The 24,919-nt window shown below is 63.4% G+C and carries 20 protein-coding genes; 11 read left to right on the top strand and 9 right to left on the bottom strand.

Annotated elements, in window-relative coordinates; all coding sequences use genetic code 11:
* Position 1: 1 nt before the first annotated feature.
* The 3 genes from vioB to LSO07_RS17345 form a co-directional block, all read right to left on the bottom strand.
* A complete protein-coding gene (gene vioB, locus LSO07_RS17355) occupies positions 2 to 3,022 on the bottom strand; it encodes an iminophenyl-pyruvate dimer synthase VioB (RefSeq protein ID WP_151095870.1) in 3,021 nt (1,006 codons plus the stop codon).
* On the bottom strand, positions 3,019 to 4,326 hold the full coding sequence (locus LSO07_RS17350) for an FAD-dependent oxidoreductase (RefSeq protein ID WP_151095867.1): 1,308 nt from the start codon (positions 4,324 to 4,326) through the stop codon (positions 3,019 to 3,021). The genes vioB and LSO07_RS17350 overlap by 4 nt, the downstream gene beginning before the upstream one ends.
* A gap of 524 nt (positions 4,327 to 4,850) precedes the next feature.
* Positions 4,851 to 7,004: a TonB-dependent receptor gene (locus LSO07_RS17345; protein ID WP_225317337.1), complete on the bottom strand. Its 2,154-nt coding sequence runs from the start codon at positions 7,002 to 7,004 to the stop codon at positions 4,851 to 4,853.
* Positions 7,005 to 7,369: 365 nt separating this feature from the next.
* Here LSO07_RS17345 and LSO07_RS17340 point away from each other — a divergent pair, with 365 nt between their 5' ends.
* The gene (locus LSO07_RS17340; RefSeq protein WP_034786464.1) at positions 7,370 to 9,601 is read left to right on the top strand and encodes an NADP-dependent isocitrate dehydrogenase; all 2,232 of its coding nucleotides are present in this window, start codon (positions 7,370 to 7,372) and stop codon (positions 9,599 to 9,601) included.
* 92 nt (positions 9,602 to 9,693) lie between these two features.
* Here the strand turns inward: LSO07_RS17340 and LSO07_RS17335 are convergent, their stop codons facing one another.
* The 3 genes from LSO07_RS17335 to LSO07_RS17325 all read right to left on the bottom strand — a co-directional run bounded on the left by LSO07_RS17335 (position 9,694) and on the right by LSO07_RS17325 (position 11,984).
* Positions 9,694 to 10,137: a DUF411 domain-containing protein gene (locus tag LSO07_RS17335; protein WP_151095861.1), complete on the bottom strand. Its 444-nt coding sequence runs from the start codon at positions 10,135 to 10,137 to the stop codon at positions 9,694 to 9,696.
* A gap of 68 nt (positions 10,138 to 10,205) precedes the next feature.
* Positions 10,206 to 10,592, bottom strand: coding sequence for a hypothetical protein (locus tag LSO07_RS17330; protein WP_151095858.1), 387 nt, complete (start codon positions 10,590 to 10,592; stop codon positions 10,206 to 10,208).
* Positions 10,593 to 10,640: 48 nt separating this feature from the next.
* A complete protein-coding gene (locus LSO07_RS17325; protein ID WP_151095855.1) occupies positions 10,641 to 11,984 on the bottom strand; it encodes a sensor domain-containing protein in 1,344 nt (447 codons plus the stop codon).
* A 256-nt stretch (positions 11,985 to 12,240) separates the two neighbouring features.
* Between LSO07_RS17325 and LSO07_RS17320 the strand changes: the two genes are divergently transcribed.
* The 4 genes from LSO07_RS17320 (at position 12,241) to LSO07_RS17305 (ending at position 18,076) form a co-directional block, all read left to right on the top strand.
* Entirely contained in the window at positions 12,241 to 13,866 is a 1,626-nt protein-coding gene (locus LSO07_RS17320; RefSeq protein WP_151095852.1) for a hypothetical protein, read from the top strand.
* Between the two features lie 107 nt (positions 13,867 to 13,973).
* Complete coding sequence (locus tag LSO07_RS17315; protein ID WP_151095849.1) at positions 13,974 to 14,507, top strand: sigma-70 family RNA polymerase sigma factor; 534 nt, start codon at positions 13,974 to 13,976, stop codon at positions 14,505 to 14,507.
* Between the two features lie 5 nt (positions 14,508 to 14,512).
* Positions 14,513 to 15,436 (top strand): FecR domain-containing protein, encoded by a 924-nt coding sequence (locus tag LSO07_RS17310; protein ID WP_208672410.1) that lies wholly within the window; start codon positions 14,513 to 14,515, stop codon positions 15,434 to 15,436.
* Between the two features lie 105 nt (positions 15,437 to 15,541).
* Entirely contained in the window at positions 15,542 to 18,076 is a 2,535-nt protein-coding gene (locus LSO07_RS17305; RefSeq protein WP_208672409.1) for a TonB-dependent siderophore receptor, read from the top strand.
* A gap of 76 nt (positions 18,077 to 18,152) precedes the next feature.
* Here LSO07_RS17305 and LSO07_RS17300 read toward each other — a convergent pair whose 3' ends face one another.
* Together LSO07_RS17300 and LSO07_RS17295 are read right to left on the bottom strand one after the other, a co-directional pair.
* Positions 18,153 to 19,517, bottom strand: a complete 1,365-nt coding sequence (locus LSO07_RS17300) for an amino acid permease (RefSeq protein ID WP_034786435.1) — start codon at positions 19,515 to 19,517, stop codon at positions 18,153 to 18,155.
* 153 nt (positions 19,518 to 19,670) lie between these two features.
* A complete protein-coding gene (locus LSO07_RS17295; protein ID WP_205412592.1) occupies positions 19,671 to 20,111 on the bottom strand; it encodes an acyl-CoA thioesterase in 441 nt (146 codons plus the stop codon).
* A 135-nt stretch (positions 20,112 to 20,246) separates the two neighbouring features.
* On the opposite strand from LSO07_RS17295, the gene LSO07_RS17290 reads away from it, so the two are divergent.
* From LSO07_RS17290 to LSO07_RS17280, 3 genes are read left to right on the top strand one after another with little or no spacing between them, the layout of a single operon-like run.
* Positions 20,247 to 20,981 (top strand): GntR family transcriptional regulator, encoded by a 735-nt coding sequence (locus LSO07_RS17290; RefSeq protein WP_151095846.1) that lies wholly within the window; start codon positions 20,247 to 20,249, stop codon positions 20,979 to 20,981.
* The gene (locus tag LSO07_RS17285) at positions 20,956 to 21,723 is read left to right on the top strand and encodes an SDR family NAD(P)-dependent oxidoreductase (RefSeq protein WP_225317336.1); all 768 of its coding nucleotides are present in this window, start codon (positions 20,956 to 20,958) and stop codon (positions 21,721 to 21,723) included. The genes LSO07_RS17290 and LSO07_RS17285 overlap by 26 nt, the downstream gene beginning before the upstream one ends.
* Before the next feature lie 17 nt (positions 21,724 to 21,740).
* Complete coding sequence (locus LSO07_RS17280; protein ID WP_070256934.1) at positions 21,741 to 22,433, top strand: aspartate/glutamate racemase family protein; 693 nt, start codon at positions 21,741 to 21,743, stop codon at positions 22,431 to 22,433.
* Here the strand turns inward: LSO07_RS17280 and LSO07_RS17275 are convergent.
* Positions 22,430 to 22,900: a heme-degrading domain-containing protein gene (locus LSO07_RS17275; protein WP_151095843.1), complete on the bottom strand. Its 471-nt coding sequence runs from the start codon at positions 22,898 to 22,900 to the stop codon at positions 22,430 to 22,432. The genes LSO07_RS17280 and LSO07_RS17275 overlap by 4 nt on opposite strands.
* Positions 22,901 to 22,994: 94 nt before the next feature.
* On the opposite strand from LSO07_RS17275, the gene alkB reads away from it, so the two are divergent.
* From alkB to LSO07_RS17260, 3 genes are all read left to right on the top strand, one after another.
* Positions 22,995 to 23,657 carry a DNA oxidative demethylase AlkB gene (gene alkB, locus LSO07_RS17270; RefSeq protein WP_151095840.1) on the top strand — a complete coding sequence of 221 codons (663 nt, stop codon included), beginning with the start codon at positions 22,995 to 22,997 and terminating at the stop codon, positions 23,655 to 23,657.
* A 91-nt stretch (positions 23,658 to 23,748) separates the two neighbouring features.
* Entirely contained in the window at positions 23,749 to 24,660 is a 912-nt protein-coding gene (folE2, locus tag LSO07_RS17265; RefSeq protein ID WP_208672408.1) for a GTP cyclohydrolase FolE2, read from the top strand.
* Positions 24,661 to 24,694: 34 nt separating this feature from the next.
* Entirely contained in the window at positions 24,695 to 24,862 is a 168-nt protein-coding gene (locus tag LSO07_RS17260; RefSeq protein WP_191909701.1) for a hypothetical protein, read from the top strand.
* Positions 24,863 to 24,919: the final 57 nt, after the last annotated feature.

Below are 24,919 nucleotides of genomic sequence, written 5' to 3'. Positions count from 1 at the left end.
TTCAAGCCTCTCTTGACATCTTTCCCCGAGATAAATCGGTAAGTTGCTGATTAAAAAACTCCAACATTTCTATCGGCGCCATGCCGATGGCATCGCTCTCCAGGCTGCGCGCGTACTGCGCCAGCGCCAGGCATTTCTGCGCCAGCATGTCGCAGCCCAGGCTGTAGTCGCCGCTGACCCGGCTGCTGACTGGCTCGGGCACGGGCGGTCCCGCATGGCGGCCAGGCAGGCCGGACGGCATGTTCATCAGGGCCGCCGACAGGGGGCGCAACAGGCCGGTCATGATGTCGATGGAGGCGTTCATCAGGCGCGAGCGGCGCAGGCTGCCCAGCGGCTGCTGCGCAAAATGGTGCGCCATCATCAGGAAGGTCAGTTCATAGCAGCCCTGATACAGCTGCATCAGCGCGCGCGCCTTCTGATCGGTCACCACGCTGCAGTCCGCGCGCGCTTCCAGCACGGGATTCTTCAGCGCCGGCAGCGCCGGTTCGAACGGCTTGTCGCAGGCCGAAAACCTGCCGGCGATGGTGCGCAGCCGCTGGAAGTGCGAGGAGGCGAAATGCGGCGAATCGACGGCCACGCCTTCGCCCTGTTCCGTGACGAAATCGATGGCGAACAGCGCGCTGTCGCGGTCGGATACTTCCAGCTGGTAGCCGGGATAGGCGCGGTTGGTCAGTTCTTTCAGGAAAAGGTGGTGCTCGCCGCCGCGCTTGCCGCCGCCGCTTCCGAACAGGCCGGGCAGATCGGCCAGGGCCTGACGGATCGCGATATAGAACGTAGCGATGGATTTGCCCGGCGTGGGAATGTAGTCGGGCCATTCGAAACGCACGAAGCGGGCCAGCACGTGTTCGGAAAATGGTTCGAACGCAAATTCCGTGTCTAGGCCGAAACGCTGGCGCGCCTGCTGGCCCAGCAGCGGGGTACCGCTGTAAAACGGTTCGCCAAGCGCCATCAATACATTGTTCACCAATAAGTAGTGAATCATTTCTTCATGGGCGATTTCCAGCAGCGCGCCGCGCGTGCCGCTGTTGCGGCGCCGGTCTTCGGCGCCGCAGGCCAGCTCCAGCTCGGCCGGCAGCCAGCTGCCGGACTGCACCAGCGCCGCCCCCTGCGCATAATTGGGAATCGAATACGCGGCATACAGGTATTGCAGCATCAGCGACAGTTCCAGATCGATGGCTTTTTTCAGCTCGTCGATCAGTTCCGCCTTGCAGCCGATGGCATGCGGCGCGGCCGGTTCCGGTGCCGCCGCCTTGGCCGCGGCTGCCGCCTCGACCTGCGTCAGGTATTTCAGGAACAGGCGCGACTTTGGCAGCGACAGTTCGCGGGTGCTGGGCATGTAGTAGCTCTTCTCGCGGTTCTGCGGATCGCACATCTGCCACATCAGGCGCGAATACGTTTCGCACTTGCACTGGTCCGCCAGGCTGAAGACCTTGTCCGACATGAAGGGATACACGAGCTCGTAGTAGCTCATCACATGCCGGTAGAGGAAGGCGTAGTCGACCTGTTCGGCCGGCACGTCGTCGAGGTCCCAGTCGTCGGGCAGCACGCGCACGCCGAGGTATTGCTTGGCCTTGCCTGTGCCCAGCATGATGCGGGTCGCGCCCGGCTTGCGCCCCGTCAGCGTCAGCGCCGTGTAGCCGTGCCCGAGCGGCGACGGTTGCTGCTCCACTGCCAGCAGCGCGCCGTCTTCCGCCTCCGCCAAGGACGGAGGCGCCGCCAGCTCGCCGCGGAAGCGGCTTTGTACGGTGATGGTCTGCGGAAATTGCTCGTGCTTGTTCCGGTTCGGCGCTTCCAGGTACAGCTGGTTGCTGTCCGATTGCAGCACCCAGTCGGCTTCGTCCCACTGCGCCTGCGCGCTGCCCAGGCTGAGCGAGCCTGGCGCCGCGCCAGCGTGCTGCAGCGGCACGTCGAAGACGCCGTGATGGCGCCAGTAGTCGCGGTACAGCTGCTCGGGAATCCGCGCCAGAACGGTGCCGGCGCCGTCATGCAGCAGCAGGTCGCCCAGCGCTTGCTTGCCGCCCAGGGCATGCGTGGGATGCTGTTCCGAGACGGCGCCTATGTCGCGCGTGGTGAAGGGAATGGCGGTCGGCATGTTGAACGAGACGCGGTCCGCATGCACTTTCACCATTACCGGCCCCAGGCTGCCCTGGCGCGGCTGCAGCAAGCGGCCGGCCGGATAGGTGGCCAGCTCATCGCGCCGCCACAGGCCGATGCTGCCGGCCAGGTCGTAGAACACGGGCGAATCGGGTTTTTGCGGCGTCGACATATTGAACAGACAGTACTGCACCGTCAGGCCCAGCACCTCGTCGTCGGCCAGGGCTTGCTGCAAGGCATGCATACTGGCCGGCAGCGGCAGGTCCGGATTGAACAGGAAATGCGGGTCCTGCTTGGCCACGGAAAACTGGAACAGCCTGGCGCGGCCGAATTCCTCGTCCAGGAAATGCCCGCTGCGTTCCGTGATGTGGCCGCTGCCGAGCCAGCGCACCGAGTGCGCCTGCGCGATGTCGGCCGTGAACAGCGTGGGCGTATTGGGCGTGGCCAGCTTGTCGCTCAAGGTGAACTGGCCCGCGTAGATCAGCGTGGTGTCGGGCTGCGCCGGGTTATTGTCGATCCACCTGGCGCGGTTGAACGTCGTGCGCAGGTACTCGTTGTAGTGGCCCCACAGGCCCAGCTTGGCACCCACCAGCGCGTCCTGGGTATCGACCTCGCCATCGCGCAGCTGGACGCCCGTGATCCGCGCGTTTTCCCACGAGAAATGGTTGTTTCCGCAAAAATTATAGCCTGCCGCCTGGCTGAAGATGCCGTCCGGATCGGGCTTGCCCTGTGCGTTGAAGCGGGGGGCGAGCTGTTTCAGGTGCGTATGGAATTCGGCTGGCGGCCGGCTCAGGTCGACAGCCTCGCCCGCCATCGATACCGCATTCGTGGCGATATCGATGTTGCCGTGCGTATTACGATTCCCCGTCGGCACATTGGCGCGGGCAAAACCCCGAAAATGCAGGCGGGGGAAGTCAAGTAGGCTCATGCGCGCTCGGTCGAGGAAGTGATGAAGGTATCGTTGGCAGCTTCTTCTTCCGTCCGTTGATCGAGCCGCTGCAGCAACAGGCCGCTGGCGTGCTGGGCGCTGATCAGGCTGCCTTCCATCCAGCCGCAATGCGCGGTATAGGCATCCGAGCAGGAAATGATGCCGTCCCGGTGCAGCAGGATGGCCGGGTGGTCGGCTTCCGGCTCCACGCAAAATTCGACGCCATGCGGCCAGAACTTGTGGAAGTGGGCCTTGATCTGCGGCAGCGGCTGGCCATCGAGCGGCAGGACTTCTTCCAGGTGGCTGCGGACACGCTCCAGGTATACGTCTTCACCAAGCTCCAGGCTGTCCCGCCAGTAGGTGGCGCTTTTGCTGTCGGTGTAGAACAGCACGTATTTGTCGCTCTTGAAGTAGATCTTGCGCAGTGGATTTGCTGCCATCAGCACCTTGTCGGTCAGCCCCAGCGCATCCCACCAGGCTGTGTCGAACGTGAAGAATCCCTTGAACAGGGGCAGCGAGTCGTACTGGAACGGACTCCAGGCGTTCGGGAAATCCAGGTTCAGGCGCGGCATGGCGGACGGCGGAATGGCCATCACCAGATGGCGCGTGCGGTGCATCTGCGTGTCGCCATGGTGGCTGAAGGCGAGCACATGGTCGGCGCCCGATTTTTCAACGGACAGCAAGCGGTGTTCGAGCCTGAATTCCACCCCGGCGACCTGGGCCTGGTGCTGCAACTGGCACAGCAATTCGTGGTAGCCGTCGGTGGCATAGTGCCACTGGTTGGCGGCGTTTTCCGTAAAGTGCTGCGTTTCCGGGTGCTTCTTGATGATGTCGTAGGCCATGGCCGCCGACACCATCGGCAGCAGCAGGGCGTCATAGCCGGTCGCCTTGATGATGTGGCTGGCCTTGGCGGCGCCCAGGTAATGGCTGACGAACTCGAGGAAGGAGTCGTTCGGATGCCTTTTCAGCATCGGGCTCAGCTCATCCAGCGTTGCCTTCAGCTCTTCCAGCACGCTATCGTGGGAGATGACCTCGGTGAACGGGTAGACCGCATGCGGCAAGCCGCTGCCCTGCATGAGTTGCTGGAAATGCGGATGCAGCTGCGGCGAGTAGCGTGCGGCGCCGAGTTCGGCGATTTCCTCGCCATCTATTTTCCGCGACTGGATGCGGCCGCCTACGGTGGCATTCAGGTCGAATACGCGGATGCGCAGGTTCCTGCTGGCGGCGGCGTCGATCAGGTTGTTGGCGCAAGTCAAGCCTCCTATGCCGGCGCCAACGATGCAAATGTCAGAATACGTGCTCATACGAAATTCCTTTTTAACGTTCATTAATCAAAAAGCCGCAAAATCGCTAGCAAAAGTTTCCCCAGCACGTGTAGGCAAGGGAGGGGGAACGCAGGGTGTTACCGCACTTGGCGAGCGTTATCGGCTGGGGAGTGAAAAGCCTGGCGAGAACTGGCGTTGTGTCTGGTACGGTCGATTCTTGGCAGCAGAGTTTCTGTTTCAAATCAAAGATGGCACCGACAGTAGCCCAGGCATCGGGCACTCAATTTGATAAATATCAATGTAGTTGTCGTTCGGTGTTGCGATTGTGTTCACGCAGCGCTGCATGCGCGATGGCGGCGGCCGTGTGCCGGGCGGTGGCAGGGCGGACTGGAATGCGGTGCGGTGCGGGTGCTCCGGCCGCTGCCCTGATCCGTTAGATCGCAGTCGTGCCGGGAGTTCCGCCGTTTGCCGATGGCGGCAGGACCAGCAATGGGTCCTGCCGCCATCGGCGGTGGGTTGGTCTACTTTTTGCTGTTTTGTTTCTTACTTTGCTGCCGGTCGCGTCAAAAATCCACGGCAGCCGACAGTTGCACGGTACGGGGCGCCGATTGCGAAACGGTGCCATACGAGGCCACGCCGGCCCAGTAATGGCGGTCAAACGCGTTCATCAGGCCGCCGCGCAAGGTCGTCGCCTTGCCGGCGATGGCCGTGCGGTAGCGCAAGCCCAGGTCTACCTTGGTCCATGACGGCACCGACTGCAGATTCGTCTGGTCGACAAACTGCTTGCCCGTGTAGCTGACGGCGCCCGTGGCAGTCAAGCCGGGCCAGTACGGCACATCCCATTCGCCGCCCAGGTTGGCCATGGACATGGGTACGCCGACGGGGCGCTTGCCCATGGTGGCGGCGCTGTTGGTTTTCACCAGGCGCCCGTCGAGCAAGGTGATGCCGGCGAGCAAGCGCACGGCCTTGCTGGCGGCGCCGGACAGGTTCAGTTCCAGACCCCGGTTGCGCTGCTCGCTGTCCATGCGGTACACCTGGCCATACAACTGGCCGCTGGGTTTGCTTACCTGGAACACGGCCAGGGTCGCCAGCACCGCGCCGAAATCGGCCTTCGTGCCCACCTCGTACTGCTTGCTCTTGTAGGGAGCGAAGACCTGGCCCGCGTTGTCGGCGATGTTCGGCGCGATATCGCCCTTGCTCAAGCCCTCGATGTAGTTCGCGTACAGCGACACGTGGCGCAATGGCTTGACGACGATGCCGGCCAGCGGCGTCAGGGCGCCCTGCTTGTACTGCGTGGTCAGCGCGCCCGTCGTCGCATGGTAGTTTTTCGATTCGACCAGCTGGCGGCGCACGCCCAGCGTCAGCTGCACGCGCTGGTCCAGCATGTCCAGGGTGTCGGCCACGGCCAGGCTGGACAGGGTGGAGGCGGACAGCTTCGGCGCGCGTGCCGGCGCGGGAATGCCGGGGTCGGGCACGGCCACGGGATGGTAGATGTTCGAAGTGATGAGCTTGCCGGAATTGCTCACGCTGCCAAATTCGTCGCGGTAGACATTGCCCATCACGACCAGCGCATGTTCGATGCCGCCCGTGCGAAAGCGCGTGCGCACACCCGTGTCGCCGCTGGCGCGCCGCACGCGGAATTTCCAGTTCATGGGCGTGACCGTCATGTCGCCGGCCGTGCTGGTGATGGTCGGCGTCTGGTCCGAATAGCGCGATACATCGGAGCGCGTGCCGCCCACATCGGCAAAGACGGTGACCTTGTCGTTCAGGTCGTATTCGAGCTTGCCCAGGGTGGCCAGGTCGTTGGACTTCCACCAGCCCCAGGACTGGGCGATATTGCGGCGGCCATCGGGCGCTTCCGGCACGGGCAGGCGCGCGGCCACGAGGAAGGGGCGCGTGGGCGCGTCGATCCACTGGTATTGCTCGATCAGGTCAAGCGAGGCGCGCAGCCGTTGTCCCTGGTAATCGAGGGCGACAGCGGCCACTTCCGCGCGCGACGTCTGGTGGTCGAGCGGCGTGTGGCCCTGGCGGTGCAAGCCATTGAATCGGATGCCGAAACGCCGCTCCTCGCCGAAGCGGCGGCTGACGTCGATGGCCGCGCCAGCCTGCGAACCCGAGCCGTAATCGACGGTCAGGCGCGTCAGGTCGCGCGGCAGCGAGCGTTTCGGCACGGCATTGACGACGCCGCCCACGCCGCCGTTTGGCGACATGCCGTACAGTAGGGCGGCCGGTCCCTTGAGCACTTCCACGCTCTGCAGGTATTCCGTAAACAGGTGGTAATTGGGCGACACGCCATACACGCCGTCAAACGCCACTTCGCTCAGATTACCCTCGTTGAGGGGAAAGCCGCGGATGAAGAAGGAATCCGTGACGCCGCCGATCTGGCCCGTGAAGCGGGTGGACGGGTCGCCGCCCAGCACCTCTGCCAGGGTCAGCGCCTGCTGGTCGAGCATGCGCTGGCTGGTGTAGCTGTTGACGCTGAACGGCGTATCGAGCAAGTCTTTTTCTCCCAGCAGGCCGGCGCGCGCGCTTTTGGCGATCTGTCCGCCGGCATCCGCTTCGGCCTGGCCATTCACCAGCACGGTGGCGAGCGGGGCGGATGCATCGGCCGCCGCCTGGGCGATCGCCTGCGGCGTCACGCTGGCAACGAGCAGGCCGGCGAGGATCAGCCGGGTGGTGAGGTGGGGATAGGTGGGTGGGGGCTGTGGAATGGGCATCGAGGGCAAGTGTATGAAGTTAGTAGGGAGGAATTGCATGCACGACATTATAAATGAGAATCATTACGATTTATAATGATTAGAATAGTCATTGCTGCCACGCTCATGACCATGCCGCGCGCGTGCCTGGAGGGCATTTCCGCACGGAAAATGGCCATCCTGGGCCTTCAGATCCGGATATTTGCTGTCTTATATAAGATTCGTCGCCATCGGATACACAAACAGCGGCAGGACAGTCTAAAATACGTGGTGGGCAAGCACGGCGTCACCGCCGGCACACTAGCCGTCCAAAGCAAGGCTAACCGTCCTGTGTTTGGAATGAAGAAAGTTAACCACCAGGCATCACCGCATACAAGGGAATGAACATGGCAACACAAAAATCCAAAATCATCTACACGCTGACTGACGAGGCGCCGCTGCTCGCGACGTATTCCCTGCTGCCAATTATCAAAAAATTCACCGCGCCGGCTGGCGTGGACGTCGTTTCCAGCGATATTTCGGTGGCGGCACGTGTACTGGCTGAATTTCCAGAATTCCTGACGGACGCGCAAAAAGTCCCGAACACCCTGGCTGAACTGGGCAAATTGACCCAGAATCCGGACACCAACATCATCAAACTGCCGAACATCAGCGCCTCGCAAGGCCAGCTGATCGCCTGCGTGCGCGAATTGCAAGGCCGCGGCTACAAGCTGCCGGACTATCCGGAAGATGCGAAGACGGACGAAGACAAGGCCCTGAAAGCCCGCTACGGCAAGTGCATCGGCAGCTCGGTCAACCCGGTCCTGCGCGAAGGCAATTCCGACCGCCGCGCACCGAAGGCCGTCAAAGAGTATGCGCGCAAGCACCCGCATTCGATGGGCGAGTGGAGCCAATCGTCGCAAACGCACGTTTCGCACATGCACCATGGCGATTTCTACCATGGCGAAAAATCGCTGACCCTGGAAAAGGCCCGCGATGTCAAGATGGAACTGGTCACGGCCTCGGGCAAGACCATCGTGCTGAAACCGAAGGTTTCCCTGCAAGCAGGCGAAATCATCGACAGCATGTTCATGAGCAAGAAAGCGCTGCTGGAGTTCTACGAGAAAGAAATCGACGACGCCTTCAAGACGGGTGTGATGTTCTCGCTGCACGTCAAGGCCACCATGATGAAGGTCTCGCACCCGATCGTTTTCGGCCACTGCGTGCGCATCTTCTACAAGGACGCGTTCGCCAAGCACGCCGCCCTGTTCGACAAGCTGGGCGTGAATGTCAACAATGGCATGAGCAACCTGTACGACAAGATCGAAACCCTGCCAGCGTCGCAAAAAGATGAAGTGCTGAAAGATTTGCACGCCTGCCACGCCAACCGTCCGGAACTGGCCATGGTCGATTCGGCCAAGGGCATCACCAACTTCCATTCGCCGAACGACATCATCGTCGACGCGTCGATGCCAGCCATGATCCGTATCGGCGGCAAGATGTGGGGTGCCGATGGCCGTCCGAAAGACGTCAAGGCAGTCATGCCGGAATCGACTTTCGCGCGCATCTACCAGGAAATGATCGGCTTCTGCAAATGGCATGGCAACTTCGATCCGAAGACCATGGGCACCGTGCCGAACGTGGGCCTGATGGCGCAGCAAGCGGAAGAATACGGTTCGCACGACAAGACCTTTGAAGTGCCGGAAGGCGGCATCGCCAACATCACCGACCTGGAAACGGGCGAAGTGCTGCTGACGCAAACGGTGGAAGAGGGCGATATCTGGCGCATGTGCCAGGTCAAGGACGCGCCGATCCGCGACTGGGTCAAGCTGGCTGTCACGCGCGCGCGCAACTCGGGCATGCCTGCCGTGTTCTGGCTCGATTCCTACCGTCCGCACGAGAACGAAGTCATCAAGAAGGTACAGGTTTACCTGAAGGATCACGACACCAAGGGCCTGGACATCCAGATCATGTCGCAGACGCGCGCCATGCGCTACACGCTGGAACGCGCCTTCCGCGGCCTGGACACCATCTCGGTGACCGGCAACATCCTGCGCGACTACCTGACCGACCTGTTCCCGATCCTGGAACTGGGCACCTCCGCCAAAATGCTGTCGATCGTGCCGCTGATGGCCGGTGGCGGCATGTACGAAACGGGCGCCGGCGGTTCGGCACCGAAACACGTCAAGCAACTGGTGGAAGAAAACCATCTGCGTTGGGATTCGCTGGGCGAGTTCCTAGCCCTGGCCGTGTCGCTGGAAGACATGGGCATCAAGACGGGCAATGCGAAGGCCAAAATCCTCGCGAAAACCCTGGACGAAGCCACCGGCAAGCTGCTGGACAACAACAAGTCGCCATCGCCACGTACCGGCGAGCTGGACAACCGCGGCAGCCATTTCTACCTGGCCATGTACTGGGCGCAAGCCCTGGCAGCGCAGAAGGACGATGCGGAACTGGCAGCGCATTTTGCGCCGGTAGCCAAAGCCCTGGCGGACAACGAAGAAAAGATCGTTGCCGAGCTGAAAGCAGTACAAGGCAAGGAAACGGATATCGGCGGCTACTACCTGCCAGATCCGGCGAAGACGGAAGCGGTCATGCGCCCTAGCGCCAGCCTGAATGCCGTGCTGGACAGCATCTGATGCAATCATGAAGGCAGTCAGTTCTTGACTACTGCCTGATAAAAAACGCCGCCGGAAGCGATTCCGGCGGCGTTTTTCATTCCCCCTCAGGGTTATTGGTAGTGCTTGTAGACCTCGGTGTTGCCATTGCTCTTGACCAGCAAGACATCATACGCATCCTTGCGCGGTCCTTCCATGCCTGGCGAACCCATCGGCATTGCCGGCACGGCCAGGCCTTTCGCCTTGGGTTTCTCGCGCAGCAACTGCTTGATCTCGCTGGCCGGCACATGGCCTTCGATGGCGTAGCCGTTGACGAGGCCCGTGTGGCAGGAACCGAGCGCGTCGGGAATGCCGGCCAGCTTGCGGTATTGCGCCGGCATCTCGACATTCTTCGCGCGTACCGTAAAACCGTTCGCTTCCAGGTGCTTGATCCATGCGGAACAGCAGCCGCAGGAGGCGCTCTTGTAGACTTCAATGACGGGCAGGGCTGCCAGGGCGAACGTGGGCAGACCCAGCATGGCGGCGAAGGCGCCGCGCACCAAGAAATGTTTGATCATGTGTTGCTTTCAGACGTAATAGGGCTATCGTGGCCACCTTGGTGGCCTGCTTGGGACGAGCTTGGAATTTATGCGGAAAGCGGTCGCGGCGGTCGGCGCGGGCCGTCGGGAATGAAGCCCGCCAGCAAGGTGGCCGTGGCGATGGTGACTTGTTGCGCGCCGCTGCAGGCGGCGGCAGGCAGGGCGAGGGAAGGCGGCATCAGCGCGCCCAGGCAAAAGCCGGCGCAGGCGCCGCACGCGGGGTGCTGGGCAGGGGTCTCGTTGTCTTCCGGGGTGCTGGCGCTGTCCGGCATGGCGGATGACTGCACAGCATGATGCTGGCAGGCCGCTGTCATCGCGGTGGCAGGCTCGTCAGCGAGCGGCGCACATAGCAGCATGGCGCCCGCGGCGGCCGCTTGCAGCGGCACCGTCGTGATCAGCAGCAGGATCAGCCATGTTTTGAAGAGTCTTAGCATCGCCGAAAAGTATAGCATAGGGGCACTATCGCCAGGAGCTGGCGGCCGCTAGCGCGAGGCGGCCGCCAGCACCTTCGAGGCATACATGGCCCGGTCCGCGTGGCGCAGCAGCAGTTGCATGGTATCGCCATCTTCCGGATAGTGGGCCACGCCGATGCTGACGGCGATCTGCAATTGCTGTCCGTTGCCCAAGTGCAGCGGCGTGGCCAGGGCCGCATGGATCTTTTGCTCGATCAGGCTGACATCCACCGGCGCGGTATTGCTTTCCAGAAGCACGACGAATTCATCGCCGCCCATCCTGGCCAGGGTGTCGGTTTCGCGCATGCAATCGCGCAGGCGGCTCGCCACCGTTTGCAGCAGCAGGTCGCCACAGGCATGGCCGTGGTCGTCATTGACGCGCTTGAAGTTGTCGAGGTCCAGGAACAGCAGCGACAGCCGGCCTTCCTGGCGGTGCGCGCGCGCGAACGCCGTGTGCAGGCGGTCGTGGAACAGGCGGCGGTTCGGCAGGCGGGTCAGCTCGTCGTGCATGGCCATGAACTGCATTTGCGTCTGCAACTGCCGGCGCTCGATGGCGGTGGCAAGTTGCTTGGCGACAAATTGCAGCAAATCCTGGTCTTGCTCCGTGCCGATGACGGCATCCTGGCCGCCCTGCAAGGCTAGCGCCCCGATGCTGCCCATGGAGGAATATAGCGGCACGGCAAGCCAGCATGAGGACAGGGCGCAGGCTGCCGTTTGCAGCGCCGCCGGCAGGCCAGCCAGTTGTCCCGCCTGCAGACGCAGGGGACGGCCGCTGCGCAGGACTTCGTCGCACAGCAGGCTGGCCAGGGACGACGTTGGCTGGGGCGCGCTGTCCTCGGCATGGGAAGTCATGGGAGGCTGTATGCCGTGTTCGTCATGCAGCAGCAAGGTCAGGCTGCGCGCGGGCAAGTGTTCGCCGATGATGAGCTGGATGCGGTGCAGCAGGGCGGGCAAGTCTTGCGTCGCGTGCATGGCTTCGGAGATGGCGTACAGCGCCGCCTGCTTTGCCTGGGCCTGTTTCAGCAAGGTGATGTCGCGCGCCACCGCCACGCGCAACTGGTCGGCGGCGGACCAGCGGGCGGACCACATGATGTGCGCCAGGCTGCCATCCTTGCGCAGGTAGCGGTTTTCAAAGTGCGTCTGCGCATGGCCATCCATGATGGCTTGCGCGGCGGCGAGGGTGCGGGCGCGGTCGGCGGGAGCGACCATGTCGAGCATGCGCTTGCCGATCATTTCCTGCTGTGTGTAGCCGAAGATGCGTTCGCAGGCTGTGCTGACGAAGACAAAGCGCCCCTCCACGTCGACCATGCACACGGCATCGAGCAACAAGTCGGTAAAGCTGGCCAGCGGCGCGCGCAGAATCTTGTGTTCCATAGTGGCATTTTAATGGACATTCCCTGCTGTGATTGAACTTGTTGGGAGCCAACGAGGCCAGCGGCATGAAAATGTTTCATTTCCCCGACGCTCATGCTTTGCCGTTTCTTGCCGTTAATGCAGTATTGCCATGCAGTACTTGCCATCATGCTAGAAACGTGACGCAAGGTTTGCCTGGCGTCAGGAAATTGCAAAAAAACTAAACATATCGATATATTATGATGCCTCTTCTCGCTACTAGTAAGGTTACAGCCCCATGACCTCCATTTCTCCACTGTCAAGCTGGAACAGCGCCCCGTCACGGGCTTCCGCCGCCACGCCAAACCGCACGGAGGCGCCGGCGCCGTCCGCCTCCACGCCGTCTTCCATCGTCGCCCTCAGCCCGGAGAGCGTGAACGGAAGCAATCCTGCGGCGTTGGTGAAACCGCCGATGGTGTGGGAAAGCGCGACGCGCGACAAGGTGAGCGACGCGATGACGAAGAGTTTCTCGTCGTATGCGTTTGGCGGCCGTTTCAGCGGCCTGGGCGCGGCCATGCTGGGACAGGCCAAGCTGGGCAACTATAATTTTTCGCAGGCGATGCGGCAGCCGCCGCCGAGTACGACGCCCAATGTCTATGGGGCATCGGCCATCGCGCCGGGCGACCTGCATGGCAATGGCGAAGACCGGGTTGCCCTCAGCATCACCACCAAAAGCGGCGTGGAAGTCAAGCTGTCGCTCGACAGCCAGGGCGACGGTTTGGCCGTGAACATGACGGCGAGCGGCGAGCTCAGCGACGCTGAAGCGAGCGCGCTGGGCGAACTGGCGAAAGGTTTCCAGGAGGCCATCGACGGCATGGGAGAGGGCACGCCGAAACTCAAGCTGGCAGGCCTGATGCAATTCGACCAGCAAGTGCTCGAATCGGTGAAGCTGCATGCGGAAGTCAAGGTGCGGGGCGAGCCGGAAAGTGCGCAGACCCTGGATTTCCAGGCCGATGGCGCGCAGCGCAAAGTCAGCTTCAGCGGCGTGGCCGGCAGCCTGGACCTGAAGGTCGACGCCAGTCAGCTCAATACTCTGGGCAGCCGCGAACGGCAAGCCAAGGCGGTGGACAGTTATATGAAGCAGTTCGACCAGGCGGCGTCGCGCGGCCATGGCGACGCGGGCCTGGTGGCCATGCTCAAGGATGGCTTTACGGCCCTGCACGGCAATACCTCCGCGCCGCAAGCGGCCACGGACACGCCCGAAACGGGCAAGTGGCGCCTGGCGGCCGAGGACAAGTCCATCCTGACGGGGCTGGCGGATTTCAGCGCCTCCGTGTCGCAAGCCGTGAATTTCAGCAATCCCATGCGCAGCATGGAAAAGGATGGCTTCAACTATGAAGTATCGCAAAAGACGCTGCAGGCCGGCGCCAGCCAGGACGAACGCTCTGTCAGGCAGCAGCAGCAATCGAAGCTGAGCGCCAGCTTCCATCAGTCGCTGGTGCCCGGCGTGCCGCTGCGGCTGACGACCAGCACGGAATCGCAGAACTATACCTACCACCAGATCGAGGATACGGCCAGCAGCGACGCGCAGGTGGCTTACAAGGACGGCAAGATGGTGAAGGCGAGCTTGCGGCAGGAGGGTAGCCAGTCCGAGCGCGTCATGAAGTATTTCCTGGGCAAGCTGGAATCGGACAAGACCACGCCGGGTAATTATTCCGTGCTGCGCGACTTGCTGCCCGTGCTGGGGCCGTACAGGTCGGGCGAGAAGGAGATGACGCCCGAGGCGCGCCTGGAGCAGCGCAAGCAGGCGTTGCTGACCTTGAGCGATGACGTGCTGTTGCAATCGTATGCGGGCCGTACCATCAGCCTGTGGCAAGCCGATGTGCTGCCCGCGGAGGCCGACAAGACTGCGGGCGCGGTCTAGGGAGCAAACCGGCATCATTGCTCGGGGAAACTTGCGCGGGCACGCGCATATGGCTACAATTAATAATGATTCTCATTTATTATTGATGCTCTCCTGAAAGTGCCCGCATGATTGCCGCGCCTGTTTCTGCCGACCCCCATGGCTCGACCATCACGGTGCTGTATAGCGAACACCATGGCTGGCTCAGGACATGGCTGCAGCGCAAGCTCGGCTGTTCCTTCGATGCGGCCGACCTGGCGCACGATACGTTTGTGCGCATCGTCACCGGCTACCGCACCGGCAAGCAGGGCGCGGCAGTGCCCATGCGCGAACCGCGTGCTTACTTGCGCACGGTCGCCAATGGACTGATGATCGACCTGTTTCGCCGCCGCTCGCTGGAGCAAGCCTGGCTGGCTGCGCTGGCCGGTCAGCCCGATGCCGTCGCCATTTCCCCCGAAGAGCGCCTGCTGGTGCTGGAAGCCTTGCAACGGCTCGATGCCATGCTCGATGCCATGCCGGCCAAGGTGCGCAGCGTGTTCTTGCTGTCGCAGCTGGAAGGCTTGACCTATCCGCAGATCGTCGAGCGGTTGGGTATTCCCTTGCGCTCGGTGAAGCGGTATATGCAGCAAGGCTTCGCACAGTGCCTGAGCCTGATGCTGTGAGTACGGTGCCCGTCGATCGTCGCATCGTGCACGATGCCGCCGCCTGGCTGGTCAAGCTGCATGGCGACGAGATGACGGCGCGCGAGCATGTCCGGCTGGCACAATGGTGCGCGCAGAGTCCGGAGCACGAGCGCGCGTGGCAGGCGGCCAATGAACTGGCGCGCACCTTCGGCGCCGTGCCGACCGATATCGGGCAAGCCACTCTGGGGCGGCAGCGCGACCGGCGCGCGGCCTTGAAGGCATTGGCCGCCGTGGCACTGGTTTCACCGCTGGCATGGCACTACAGCCAGCGTGCCGCTTATCGCACCGCAACGGGCGAGCAAGCCAGTTTTATCCTGGACGATGGCAGCGTGCTGACGCTCAATACGGCGTCGGCAGCCGATGTCGTGTTTGACGGGCAGCAGCGGCTGGTGATCTTGCGTGAAGGCGAGATGCTGATCGAGACGGCGAGCGATGCCCGCGCGCGGCCGTTCCGGGTGCGCACGGCGCAAGGCAGCCTGCGTACGCTGGGAACGCGTTTCGCCGTGCGCCAGTACGCGGGACGCACGGAACTCGCCGTGCTGGCCCATGCGGTGGAAGTACGCGCCAGTGCCGTGGCGCGGCCCGTGGTCGTGCCGGCCGGCTTTCATGCCAGTTTTAGCGCACAGGCCATCGGGGCGGCACAACGCTCGGGGGCGGCGCAAACGGCCTGGCAGCGTGGCCTGCTGCTGGCAGACAAAATGCGCCTCGATGATTTTTTGCCGGAACTGGCCCGCTATCGCCGAGGCATCCTGCGCTGCGATCCAGCCGTGGCCGGCTTGCGCATTTCGGGCATCTTTCGAACCGACAATATCGACCAGGCACTCGATGTACTGCAGCAAACCTTGCCCGTCGCTATCCTGTCGCGCACGCCGTACTGGCTCACCGTGGTGGCGGCGCCGCCCAGCTGATGCCATTGTTGTAGCAGGAATTCAAAAAAAACTGGCCCCTTTTTACATCCCGTCCGGCAAGTCAGAGAGAGCAGCTTTTCGACTGACTTTATCCAAGGGATTGTTATGCAGCAAACAGTAATCGAGTTTCACCCTCCACGCACCCCCAGCCAGCCAGCGCACCGCTTCCGGCTCCATCTGCTGGCCGCCGCCCTGCGCGGTGCGCTGTTGTCGGCAGGTCTTGCCGGCGTGGGCATGGCTGGCGCACAGGCGGCCGAAGCGGCCAAGGCGGCCGACGCCAAGCACAGCTACGCCATTGCCGCCGGGCCCCTGAACCAGGCGCTGTACCAGTTCGCCAGCGAGGCCGGCATCACCCTGTCGTTCGCGCCGGCCCTGGCGGAAGGCCTCCTATCGCCTGGCTTGCAGGGCAGGTATGCGCTCCAGGATGGCCTGGCCGCCTTGCTGGCCGGGTCGGGCCTGCACGCCATTCCCGGCGCCACCGGTGGCTATCTGCTGAGGAAAGCGGGTGCCGAAGCTGGCGCGGCACCGCAGGTCTTGCCTGCCGTCAAGGTCATGGAGCGGCGCGCACACGATGGCACCACGGAAGGTAGCGGCTCCTATACCAGCCGCGTGACGAGCATCGCCTCGAAGAGCGACCAGTCGTTCCGCGAAATTCCCCAGTCCGTTTCGGTGGTAACGCGCCAGCAAATGGATGACCAGCGCCTGGTGGATATCAGCGATACCCTGAAGCTCACGCCGGGCATCGTTGCCAACCGCGCCAGCTTCAATGCCTACAATTTCTATTCGCGCGGCTTCCAGATCACCAGCATGCAGATCGATGGCGGTTCGCCGCTGGCGCTGGGCGCGTTTTCCTACGATGCGCAGCAAGACATGGCCTTCTATGACCGCATGGAAGTGATGCGCGGCGCATCGGGATTGTTGGGCGGCATAGGCGATCCGGGCGGCATCATCAATCTGGCGCGCAAGAAGCCCCTGGCCGAGCGCCAGATCATTACCGAAGCATCGCTGGGCCGCTGGAATAACCGCCGCGCCACCGTGGACATGACGGGTCCGCTGGCCGCCGAGGGGCGATTGCGGGGCCGCGCCGTGGCCGTATATGAGCAGCGCGACTATCACCTCGATGACCGCAGCGTGGAAAAGCCGCAGCTCTACGGCGTACTGGAAGCGGATCTGGGGCGCAGCAGCCTGCTGACCGTGGGCGCCAGCTATGGACGGCAAAATGACAATGGCTACGGCAGCGGCTTGCCGCGCTATAGCGACGGCCGCAATATCGGCTTGCCGCGCAGTGCCAGCTTGACCCAGCCGTGGGCTTTCAATGACCGCACGGCCAGCGAGGTGTTCGGACAGTTCGAACACCAGTTCGGCAACCGCTGGAAACTCAAGGTCAATTTGACCCACAGCAATATGGATATTATCTCGGATACGGCGTTTGCCAACGGCGCCGTCGATCCGAAGACTGGTCAGGGCCCCTTGTGGGGAGGCGGGCGCTACGAGGTGAAGAACCGGCAGGACGTGGCCGATATCAGCCTCAGTGGCACATTTGCCGTGCTGGGCCGCACCCATGAATTCCTGGCTGGTGTCGACTGGCAGCGGGTGAAGGCGCGCTGGGGCACGGGCAAGCCCGTGGATAACTGGGCCGTGCCAGCCGATGTGTTCCACCGCAATGCCTGGAATCCTGACCTGGACGTACCGCTCAGCTATGTGTTCGAGCCATGGACGCAGGAACAGAAGGCCGTGTACGGCATGCTGCGCTTGCATCCCACTGACCGCTTGCATCTGATCGCCGGCGCGCGGGCCAGCCGCTACAGCTTTGGCCAGGTGACGTATCTGGCCGATGAACAAGGGGTATTGCAACTCGATACGGACACGCCCTTCAGCGAACCGACCAAGCTCACGCCGTATGGCGGCGCGATTGTCGATGTGAGCGACAAGTGGTCTGCCTACCTCAGCTATTCCTCCATCTTCAAACCGCAAGCCTTGCTGAAAGCGGCGCCTCTGCCTGGCACTTCCCTGCCGCCGATCCGCGGCAAGAGCATCGAGGCTGGCCTCAAGGGCGAATTGATGGATGGCCTGCTGAACGCGACCCTCAGTGTCTTCGACGTGCAGCGCAAGGGCACCGGGGTGCAGGACATGCGCTACCCGTACACCGAGTATCCGTTCGCGGGCAACTGCTGCTACCTGGCGCAAGGCAAAGTCACCAGCCGGGGCGTCGACATGGAGCTGGGCGGCGAGCTCGGCACGGGCTGGCAAGGCACGGCTGGCTACACCTACAACCAGACGAAGGACGAGAGCACGCACACCGATTACAGCAGCATCACGCCCAGGCATATGTTGAAGGTCACTAGCGCCTATGCCTTGCCGGGCGCGCTGTCGCAATGGAAGGTGGGCGGCAATGCCATCATCCAGAGCAGTACCTACGTGGCGGGCAAGGTCGACGGCAAGGCCTACGATTTCACGCAGGGCGGCTATGCCGTCGTTGGCCTCATGGCGCAATACCGGATCGATCCGCGCTGGACCTTGAGCTTGAATGTCAACAATCTGTTCGACCGCGTGTATTACGAGCGCGTCGGCTCAGTGACGAATGCCAACTACTATGGCACGCCGCGCAACTGGCAACTGACCCTGCGCGGCCAGTTTTAAACCCAAGCTGAAGCAAAAAGCCCGTCTTCCTGCGAAGACGGGCTTTTTTGCTTCAGCTTGATACGGCGCAAGCAGCCTATGCCTTGGCCTTGCTTTGCTTGATCCAGTAACCGACGCCCAGCGCGGCGAGCCACACGGGTATCAGGTAGACGGAGATGCGCAGGCCCGGCGTCAGATACATGATCACCAGGATGCCGGCCAGGAAGACCAAGCACAGGTAGTTGGTGAACGGGTAGCCCAGGCTCTGGAACAAGGTCGTCTTGCCTTCGATTTTTTTCTGCGCGCGGAAGCGCAGATGGATCCAGCTGATCATGGCCCAATTGATGATCAGCGCCGACACCACGAGTCCCATCAGCACTTCAAACGCTTCGCCCGGCATGAAGTAATTCACCACCACGCAGGCGCCCGTCGCCAGGGCCGATACGCCCAGCGCGACGAGCGGCACGCCGCGGCGGTTCAGGTGCAGCAGCGCGCGCGGCGCATTGCCTTGCTTGGCCAGGCCGAACAGCATGCGCGTGTTGCAGTACACGCCGCTGTTATACACGGACAGGGCGGCCGTCAGCACCACCACGTTCAGGGCCGTGGCCACCAGGTTGCTGTCGAGCGCATGGAAGATCAGCACGAACGGGCTGCCGCCGGTGACGACGTTTTGCCACGGGTACAGCGACAGCAAAATGCCCAGCGCGCCGATGTAGAAAATCAGGATGCGGTAGATGGCCTGGTTGGTGGCGCGTGGAATCGTCGTGCTCGGATCGTCCGCCTCGGCCGCCGTGATGCCCACCAGTTCCAGGCCGCCGAACGAAAACATGATGACGGCCATGGCCATCACCAGGCCTTGCCAGCCATTCGGGAAGAAGCCGCCGTGCTGCCACAGGTTGGCCACCGACGCCTGCGGGCCCGCATCGCCGGAGGCGAGCAGGTACGCGCCGAAGACGATCATGCCGATGATGGCGACCACCTTGACGAGGGCGAACCAGAATTCCATCTCGCCAAACGCCTTGACGTTCAACAGACTGATGGCGTTGATGACGCAAAAGAAGACGAGCGCCGAGACCCAGGTGGGCACGCCCGGCCACCAGTACTGCACGTAGATGCCGACGGCCGTCAGTTCGGCCATGCTGACGAGCACATACAGCACCCAGTAATTCCAGCCCGACAAAAAGCCGGGCAGGTGGCCGCAGTATTTGTCGGCAAAATAGCTGAAGGAGCCGGCGACGGGTTCGTCGACCACCATCTCGCCCAGCTGGCGCATGATCAGGAAGGCGATGACGCCGGCGATGCCATAACCCAGCAACACTGAAGGGCCGGCCATCTTGATGGTTTGCGCGATGCCCAGAAACAGGCCGGTGCCGATGGCGCCGCCCAGAGCGATGAGCTGGATGTGGCGGCTTTTCAGGCCGCGCTTGAGCTCTTGTGGTTCGGTAATCCCGACTGCCGTCATATGTTTTATCCTGTTTTTACGGGGCTGAGGTCGCTGATTCTAAAGCATGAACGGGCAAATCAGGAGCGAAATGCATGTTGCACTGCGGAGGCGCAAGAAAAGCCCCGCATCTTCGCTGAACGGCGCGCAAAACGGCGCTCCAGGCGTCCGCGTTCATGCGCCGGCCGCGACGATGGCCGGTTCGTACGTGGCCAGGAACTCGGGCGGCAGGCGGCGCGCGCGGCCGCTGCTCAATTCGATGCAGATCAATTCCCAGCGTCCGCGCACGACGGTGGCGCCGTCGCTGTCGCGGATCAGCTGGAAGCGCCGTTCCATGCTGGAGCGGCCATCGCTGGCGCACAGCCAGGTAGCCAGCGTCAGTGCTTCGCCGGCCCGCGTCGGCAGCAGGTAGTCATATTCGCCGCGGCGTATCGCCATGGCCCGGTCCAGGCGCCGGTAATCGTCCAGGTCCAGTCCCAGGGTGGCCGAGTGGTGCCAGGCGATATGCTCGCACCAGCGCACGTAGACGGCGTTATTCGTGTGCTGCAAACCGTCGATGTCACCCGGTTCGGGCGTGACGGGCAGGGTATGGGCGTGCGGATAATCCCAGTTCAAGTGCATTCCTTTCGATACGGTGGCGGCTGATTGTACGGTCTGGCGGCGCTTCCTGTCTCTGGCGCACGCATGGAAAAACACTGTTTTTCACATTGATGTATGATGCATCATAATTTTTCAAAGATCAAAAAACGCATGAACCATCCATTGGACAGTCTGGTGCACGTCAACCTGGGCAAGTCCGTGTACGCCATGCTGCGCGAAGCGCTGGCGGCCGGGCGCTTCCAGCCGAATGACCGGCTGCGCATCCGGGAGCTGGCGCTGCAGCTGGGCACCAGCGTCACGCCCGTGCGCGACGCCATGCTGCAGCTGGTGCAGGAAGAGGCGCTGGTGCTGCGCTCGCCGCGCGACTTCCGCGTGCCCGTGCTGAGCGTGGCGCGCTACCTGGAAATCCGCGCGCTGCGCCTGGAACTGGAAGGCTTGGGCGCGGCCGAGGCGGCGCAGCGTATCGACGACGCCACCCTGGCCGACCTGGAACGCCTGCTGCAGGCGAATGAAGAGGCCATTGCGCGGCACGACCTGGCGGCGGCCCTGCAATGCAACCAGGCGTTTCACCTGGGCCTGGCGCAGGCGGCCGGCATGCCGACCTTAAAACGCTTCGTCGACCACCTGTGGATGCAGACGGCGCCCCTGATCGCCGCCGGCTACGCCAGTTTTTCGCCCGACATGCGGGTGGGCCACCACCACGCCATCATCAGCGCGCTGCGCCAGCGCGACAGCGCGGCCGCGCGGCGCGCCATCGAACAGGACATTCTCGACGGCGGGACGCAGATGCTGGCCTATGTCATGCGCCAGGAACGCATCCACGCCGGCGCAACCGGACAAGAACAGGACGAGGAAGAGCATGACGAACATCCAGCACACGATTGAACAGAAAATGGAACAGAAAACCGCCATCGTCACGGGCGCCAGCCGCGGCATCGGCCACGCCGTCGCGGAGCGCTTCCGCAGCCTGGGGTGGAGGGTCATCACCGTCTCGCGCAGCCCGATTCCCGGCGGCTGCCCGCGCAGCCAGGAGCACAACACGCATGTGTGCATGGATTTGTCGGATCTGAGCCAAATCGGGCAGATGGTCGAGACGCTGCGCCCCATGCTGGGCGACGCCAAATTGCACGCGCTGGTCAACAATGCGGGCGTGTCGCCGAAGGGGCCGGGCGGCTCGCGCGTCAATTCGCTGACCACCGACATGCAGACGTGGCAGGAAATGTACAACACGAATTTCTTTGCGCCGCTGGCCCTGACGCGCGGCTTCGCGCAGGAATTATCGAATGCGCATGGCGCCGTCGTGAACCTGTGCTCGATCGCCGGCTACCGCGTACACCCGTTTGCCGGCTCGGCCTATGCCAGTTCGAAGGCGGCGCTGGCGTCGCTGACGCGCGAAATGGCCAACGACATGGCGCCGCTGAACGTGCGCGTCAATGCCATCGCGCCCGGCGAGATCGATACGGCCATCCTGTCGCCCGGCACCTCGCACATCGTCGACACGCAGATTCCCCTGCGTCGCCTGGGCACGACGGCCGAAGTGGCCGACCTGGTGGAGTTCCTGTGCAGCGAGCGCGCCTCATACATCACGGGTGCGGAAATTCCCATCGACGGCGGCCAGCGTATTTAATTGAAAAGGAAGATCGCATGACACAGCATATCGGCATCGTCGGCTGCTCGGCCGAAGGCGCAGCCTTGTGCTACCGCACGATTTGCGAAGAGGGCGCGCATGCGCTGGGGGCATATGAACACCCGGAAGTATCGATGCACACGCCGTCGCTGGCGCGTTACGTGGATTGCCTGAACGGGGGCGACCTGGCAGGCGTGGCTGAACTGATGCTGGCATCGGCGCGCAAGCTGGCCGCCGCCGGCGCCGATTTCCTGATCTGCCCCGACAACACCATCCACCAGGCATTCGAGCTGATGGCGCCCCGTTCGCCGCTGCCATGGCTGCATATCGCGGACGTCGTGGCCAGCGAAGCGGCGGCGCGCGGTGTCCGGCGGGTGGGCCTGACGGGAACGCGCTGGCTGGTCGACAGCGCCGTGTATCCGGACAGGCTGGCCGCGCGCGGCATCGCCTGCGTGCGGCCCGGCGAGGACGAGCGCAGCGAGATCAACCGCATCATCATGGAAGAACTGGTGCCGGGCGTGGTCAAGGGGGACAGCGTGGCGCGCTTCCAGGCCGTCATTGCCAGCTTGCGGGAGCAGGGCTGCGACGCCGTCATCCTCGGCTGCACGGAAATCCCGCTGATCATCAGCGACGCCAATTCGCCGCTGCCGACGCTCGATTCCACGCGCTTGCTGGCGCGCGCCGCCTTGCGCCGGGCGCTGGAAACCTAGCGTTCCAGCTGCGCCTGCAGCGCGGCCACCACCAGCGCGTGGTCGTCGGCTTGCGCCAGGCCGGAAACGGTCACCGTGCCCACCAGACCCACGCCGCGTATCAGCAGGGGGAAGGCGCCGCCGTGGCCCGCGTACTCGATGTCATCGAGGTATTTCACGTCTTCGAAGGTGCTGCCGCGGCTTTTATACGAGATGCCCATGTAGTAGGAGCTGCGGCAAAAGCGCTGTACCGTATTGTTCTTGCGGCGTATCCAGTCCGCCTGGTCCGCCGTGGCGCCCGTCATGGCGTGGTGGAACAGGATTTGACCGTTGCGCATGATGTTGACGGTGACGGCCTTGCCCCGCTTGCGCACTTCCTCGACGATCCACAGGCCCACGGCCAGCGCGGCGTCGTTGTCGAAGCGTTCGAATTGCAGGGATTCTTCCTGTTGCGCCAGGGTTTGCAGCAAATCGGCGTAATGATCCATCGTGGAGGCGGGTAGTAGTGGCTGGAAGCGCTACTGTAGCGCACCACGGGGCAGCCGCGCGCGCTTTTTCCGTGGCGCGGCTAAAATAGGCCGCATGAACCTGTCCCTGTTTGCCGATGAAGACCAGGCCCCGGCCGGGCCGGCGCCGCTGGTGCCTGGCTCTTCCGCCTCGGTGCTGCTGCGCGGTTTTGCGCTGCCGTATCTGGACGAGGTGCTGCCGGCGCTGGACGCCATCGTGCTGGCGGCGCCCCCGCGCCACATGGCCACGCCGGGCGGCTTGCGCATGTCCGTTGCCATGAGCAATTGCGGCCCTCTCGGCTGGGTCACGGATGGACGCGGCTACCGGTATGCGCGGCTCGATCCGGCCAGCGGCCTGCCTTGGCCGCCGATGCCGCCCGTGTTCCTGCGCCTGGCGCGGCAGGCGGCGCTGGCGGCCGGCTATCCTGGCTTTGCTCCCGACGCCTGCCTGGTCAACCGTTATGCGCCCGGTGCGCGCATGGCCCTGCACCAAGACCGCGATGAATGCGATTTCACCGCGCCCATCGTCTCCGTCTCACTGGGCTTGCCCGCCACCTTCCTGTTCGGCGGGGCGGAGCGGGCCGACAAGGCTGCGCGCATCGGCTTGCTGCATGGCGACGTGGTGGTGTGGGGCGGCACCGACCGCCTGCGCTTCCACGGCGTGGCGCCCCTGAAGGAGGGCGAACACGCGGTACTGGGTCCGCAGCGCATCAATTTGACGTTTCGCAAGGCTAGCTGATCTGCCCATTTGCCCTATTAATGCAAGTTGCTTGCAAATGTGATTGTTTTTCTCCATGATATGCAACTTGTTTGCATATGGAGCCACCAACATGAAGCGCGATCCGATTTCCTCGCCCCTGCCCGACGTGGCGGCCGGCCTCCATCTGGGCAGTCCCTTGCCGCTGGAGTGGGTCGGCATGCAGGGCATCGCCTTGCCGCTGTGGCTGGAGGAGGGCGGGCAGGCGCAGCAAGTGCATGCCTGGGCCGACGTGCACGTGGATTTACCCGACCCGCGCGTGAAGGGTATCCACATGTCGCGCCTGTACCTGCTGCTCGATGCGTTTGCCGCAGCGCAGCCGCTCGATGCCGGGGGCCTGGCCGCCGTGCTGCGGCGCATGGTGGACAGTCACGCCGATTGCGGCAGCACGCAGGCGCGCATGGCACTGGCCTTTCCCTTGCTACGGCGCCAGCCGGCGCTGCTGACGGCGGGACTGTCAGGCTGGAAATCGTATCCCGTGCGCCTGCAGGCCAGCTGCTCGCCACAGGGCTTTGCGCTATCCCTGACGGTGGAGATCGGCTACTCGTCGACCTGTCCGTGTTCGGCGGCGCTGTCGCGGCAATTGCTGGCCGACGCCTTTGCGGCGCAGTTCGGCGCGGGCGGCATCGACGGCGCGGCCGCCCGCGCCTGGCTGCAGGAGCACGCCAGCCTGGCCACGCCGCACAGCCAGCGCAGCACGGCAACAGTCACCGTGCCATTGACGCAGCAGGCGGAGCTGGACCTGTTCCCCCTGATCGACCTGGTGGAAGCGGCGCTGGCGACGCCGCTGCAGACAGCCGTGAAACGGGCGGACGAACAGGCGTTCGCGCGCCTGAATGGTGCTAATCTGATGTATGTGGAAGACGCGGCCCGCCGCGTGCAGGCGGCGCTGGCGCTCAGGTATGCTCAGGCCAGCGTTAGCGTGCGGCATATGGAAAGCCTGCATCCGCACGATGCCGTGGCGCAGGCTGGCAGCATCGCCTGAGTTTTTTTAGTCAAGCACCCTGAAGGAGGACAGCATGCCGGAGAAAATCGAGCGGGAAGTCAACGATGACAGCCTGGAGCACGAGTTGGAACGCGAGCGGCGCGAGCATGCGCTGATCGACGAGGAAAAGCTGGGGATGGACGAGCTGGAGGAAGAACATCTGAAGCGGGAGCGCCCGCCGGGCGGGCTGGCAGGGAGCTAGAATCAAGGCGACGTCATCATCGCTGGCATCGCGCCGCGCTGCCCGGTACAATTTCGC

It is taken from the genome of Janthinobacterium sp. PLB04 (assembly GCF_021165895.1).
Lineage (GTDB): Bacteria > Pseudomonadota > Gammaproteobacteria > Burkholderiales > Burkholderiaceae_D > Janthinobacterium > Janthinobacterium lividum.
This window is presented reverse-complemented; position numbering and strand designations above follow the sequence as displayed.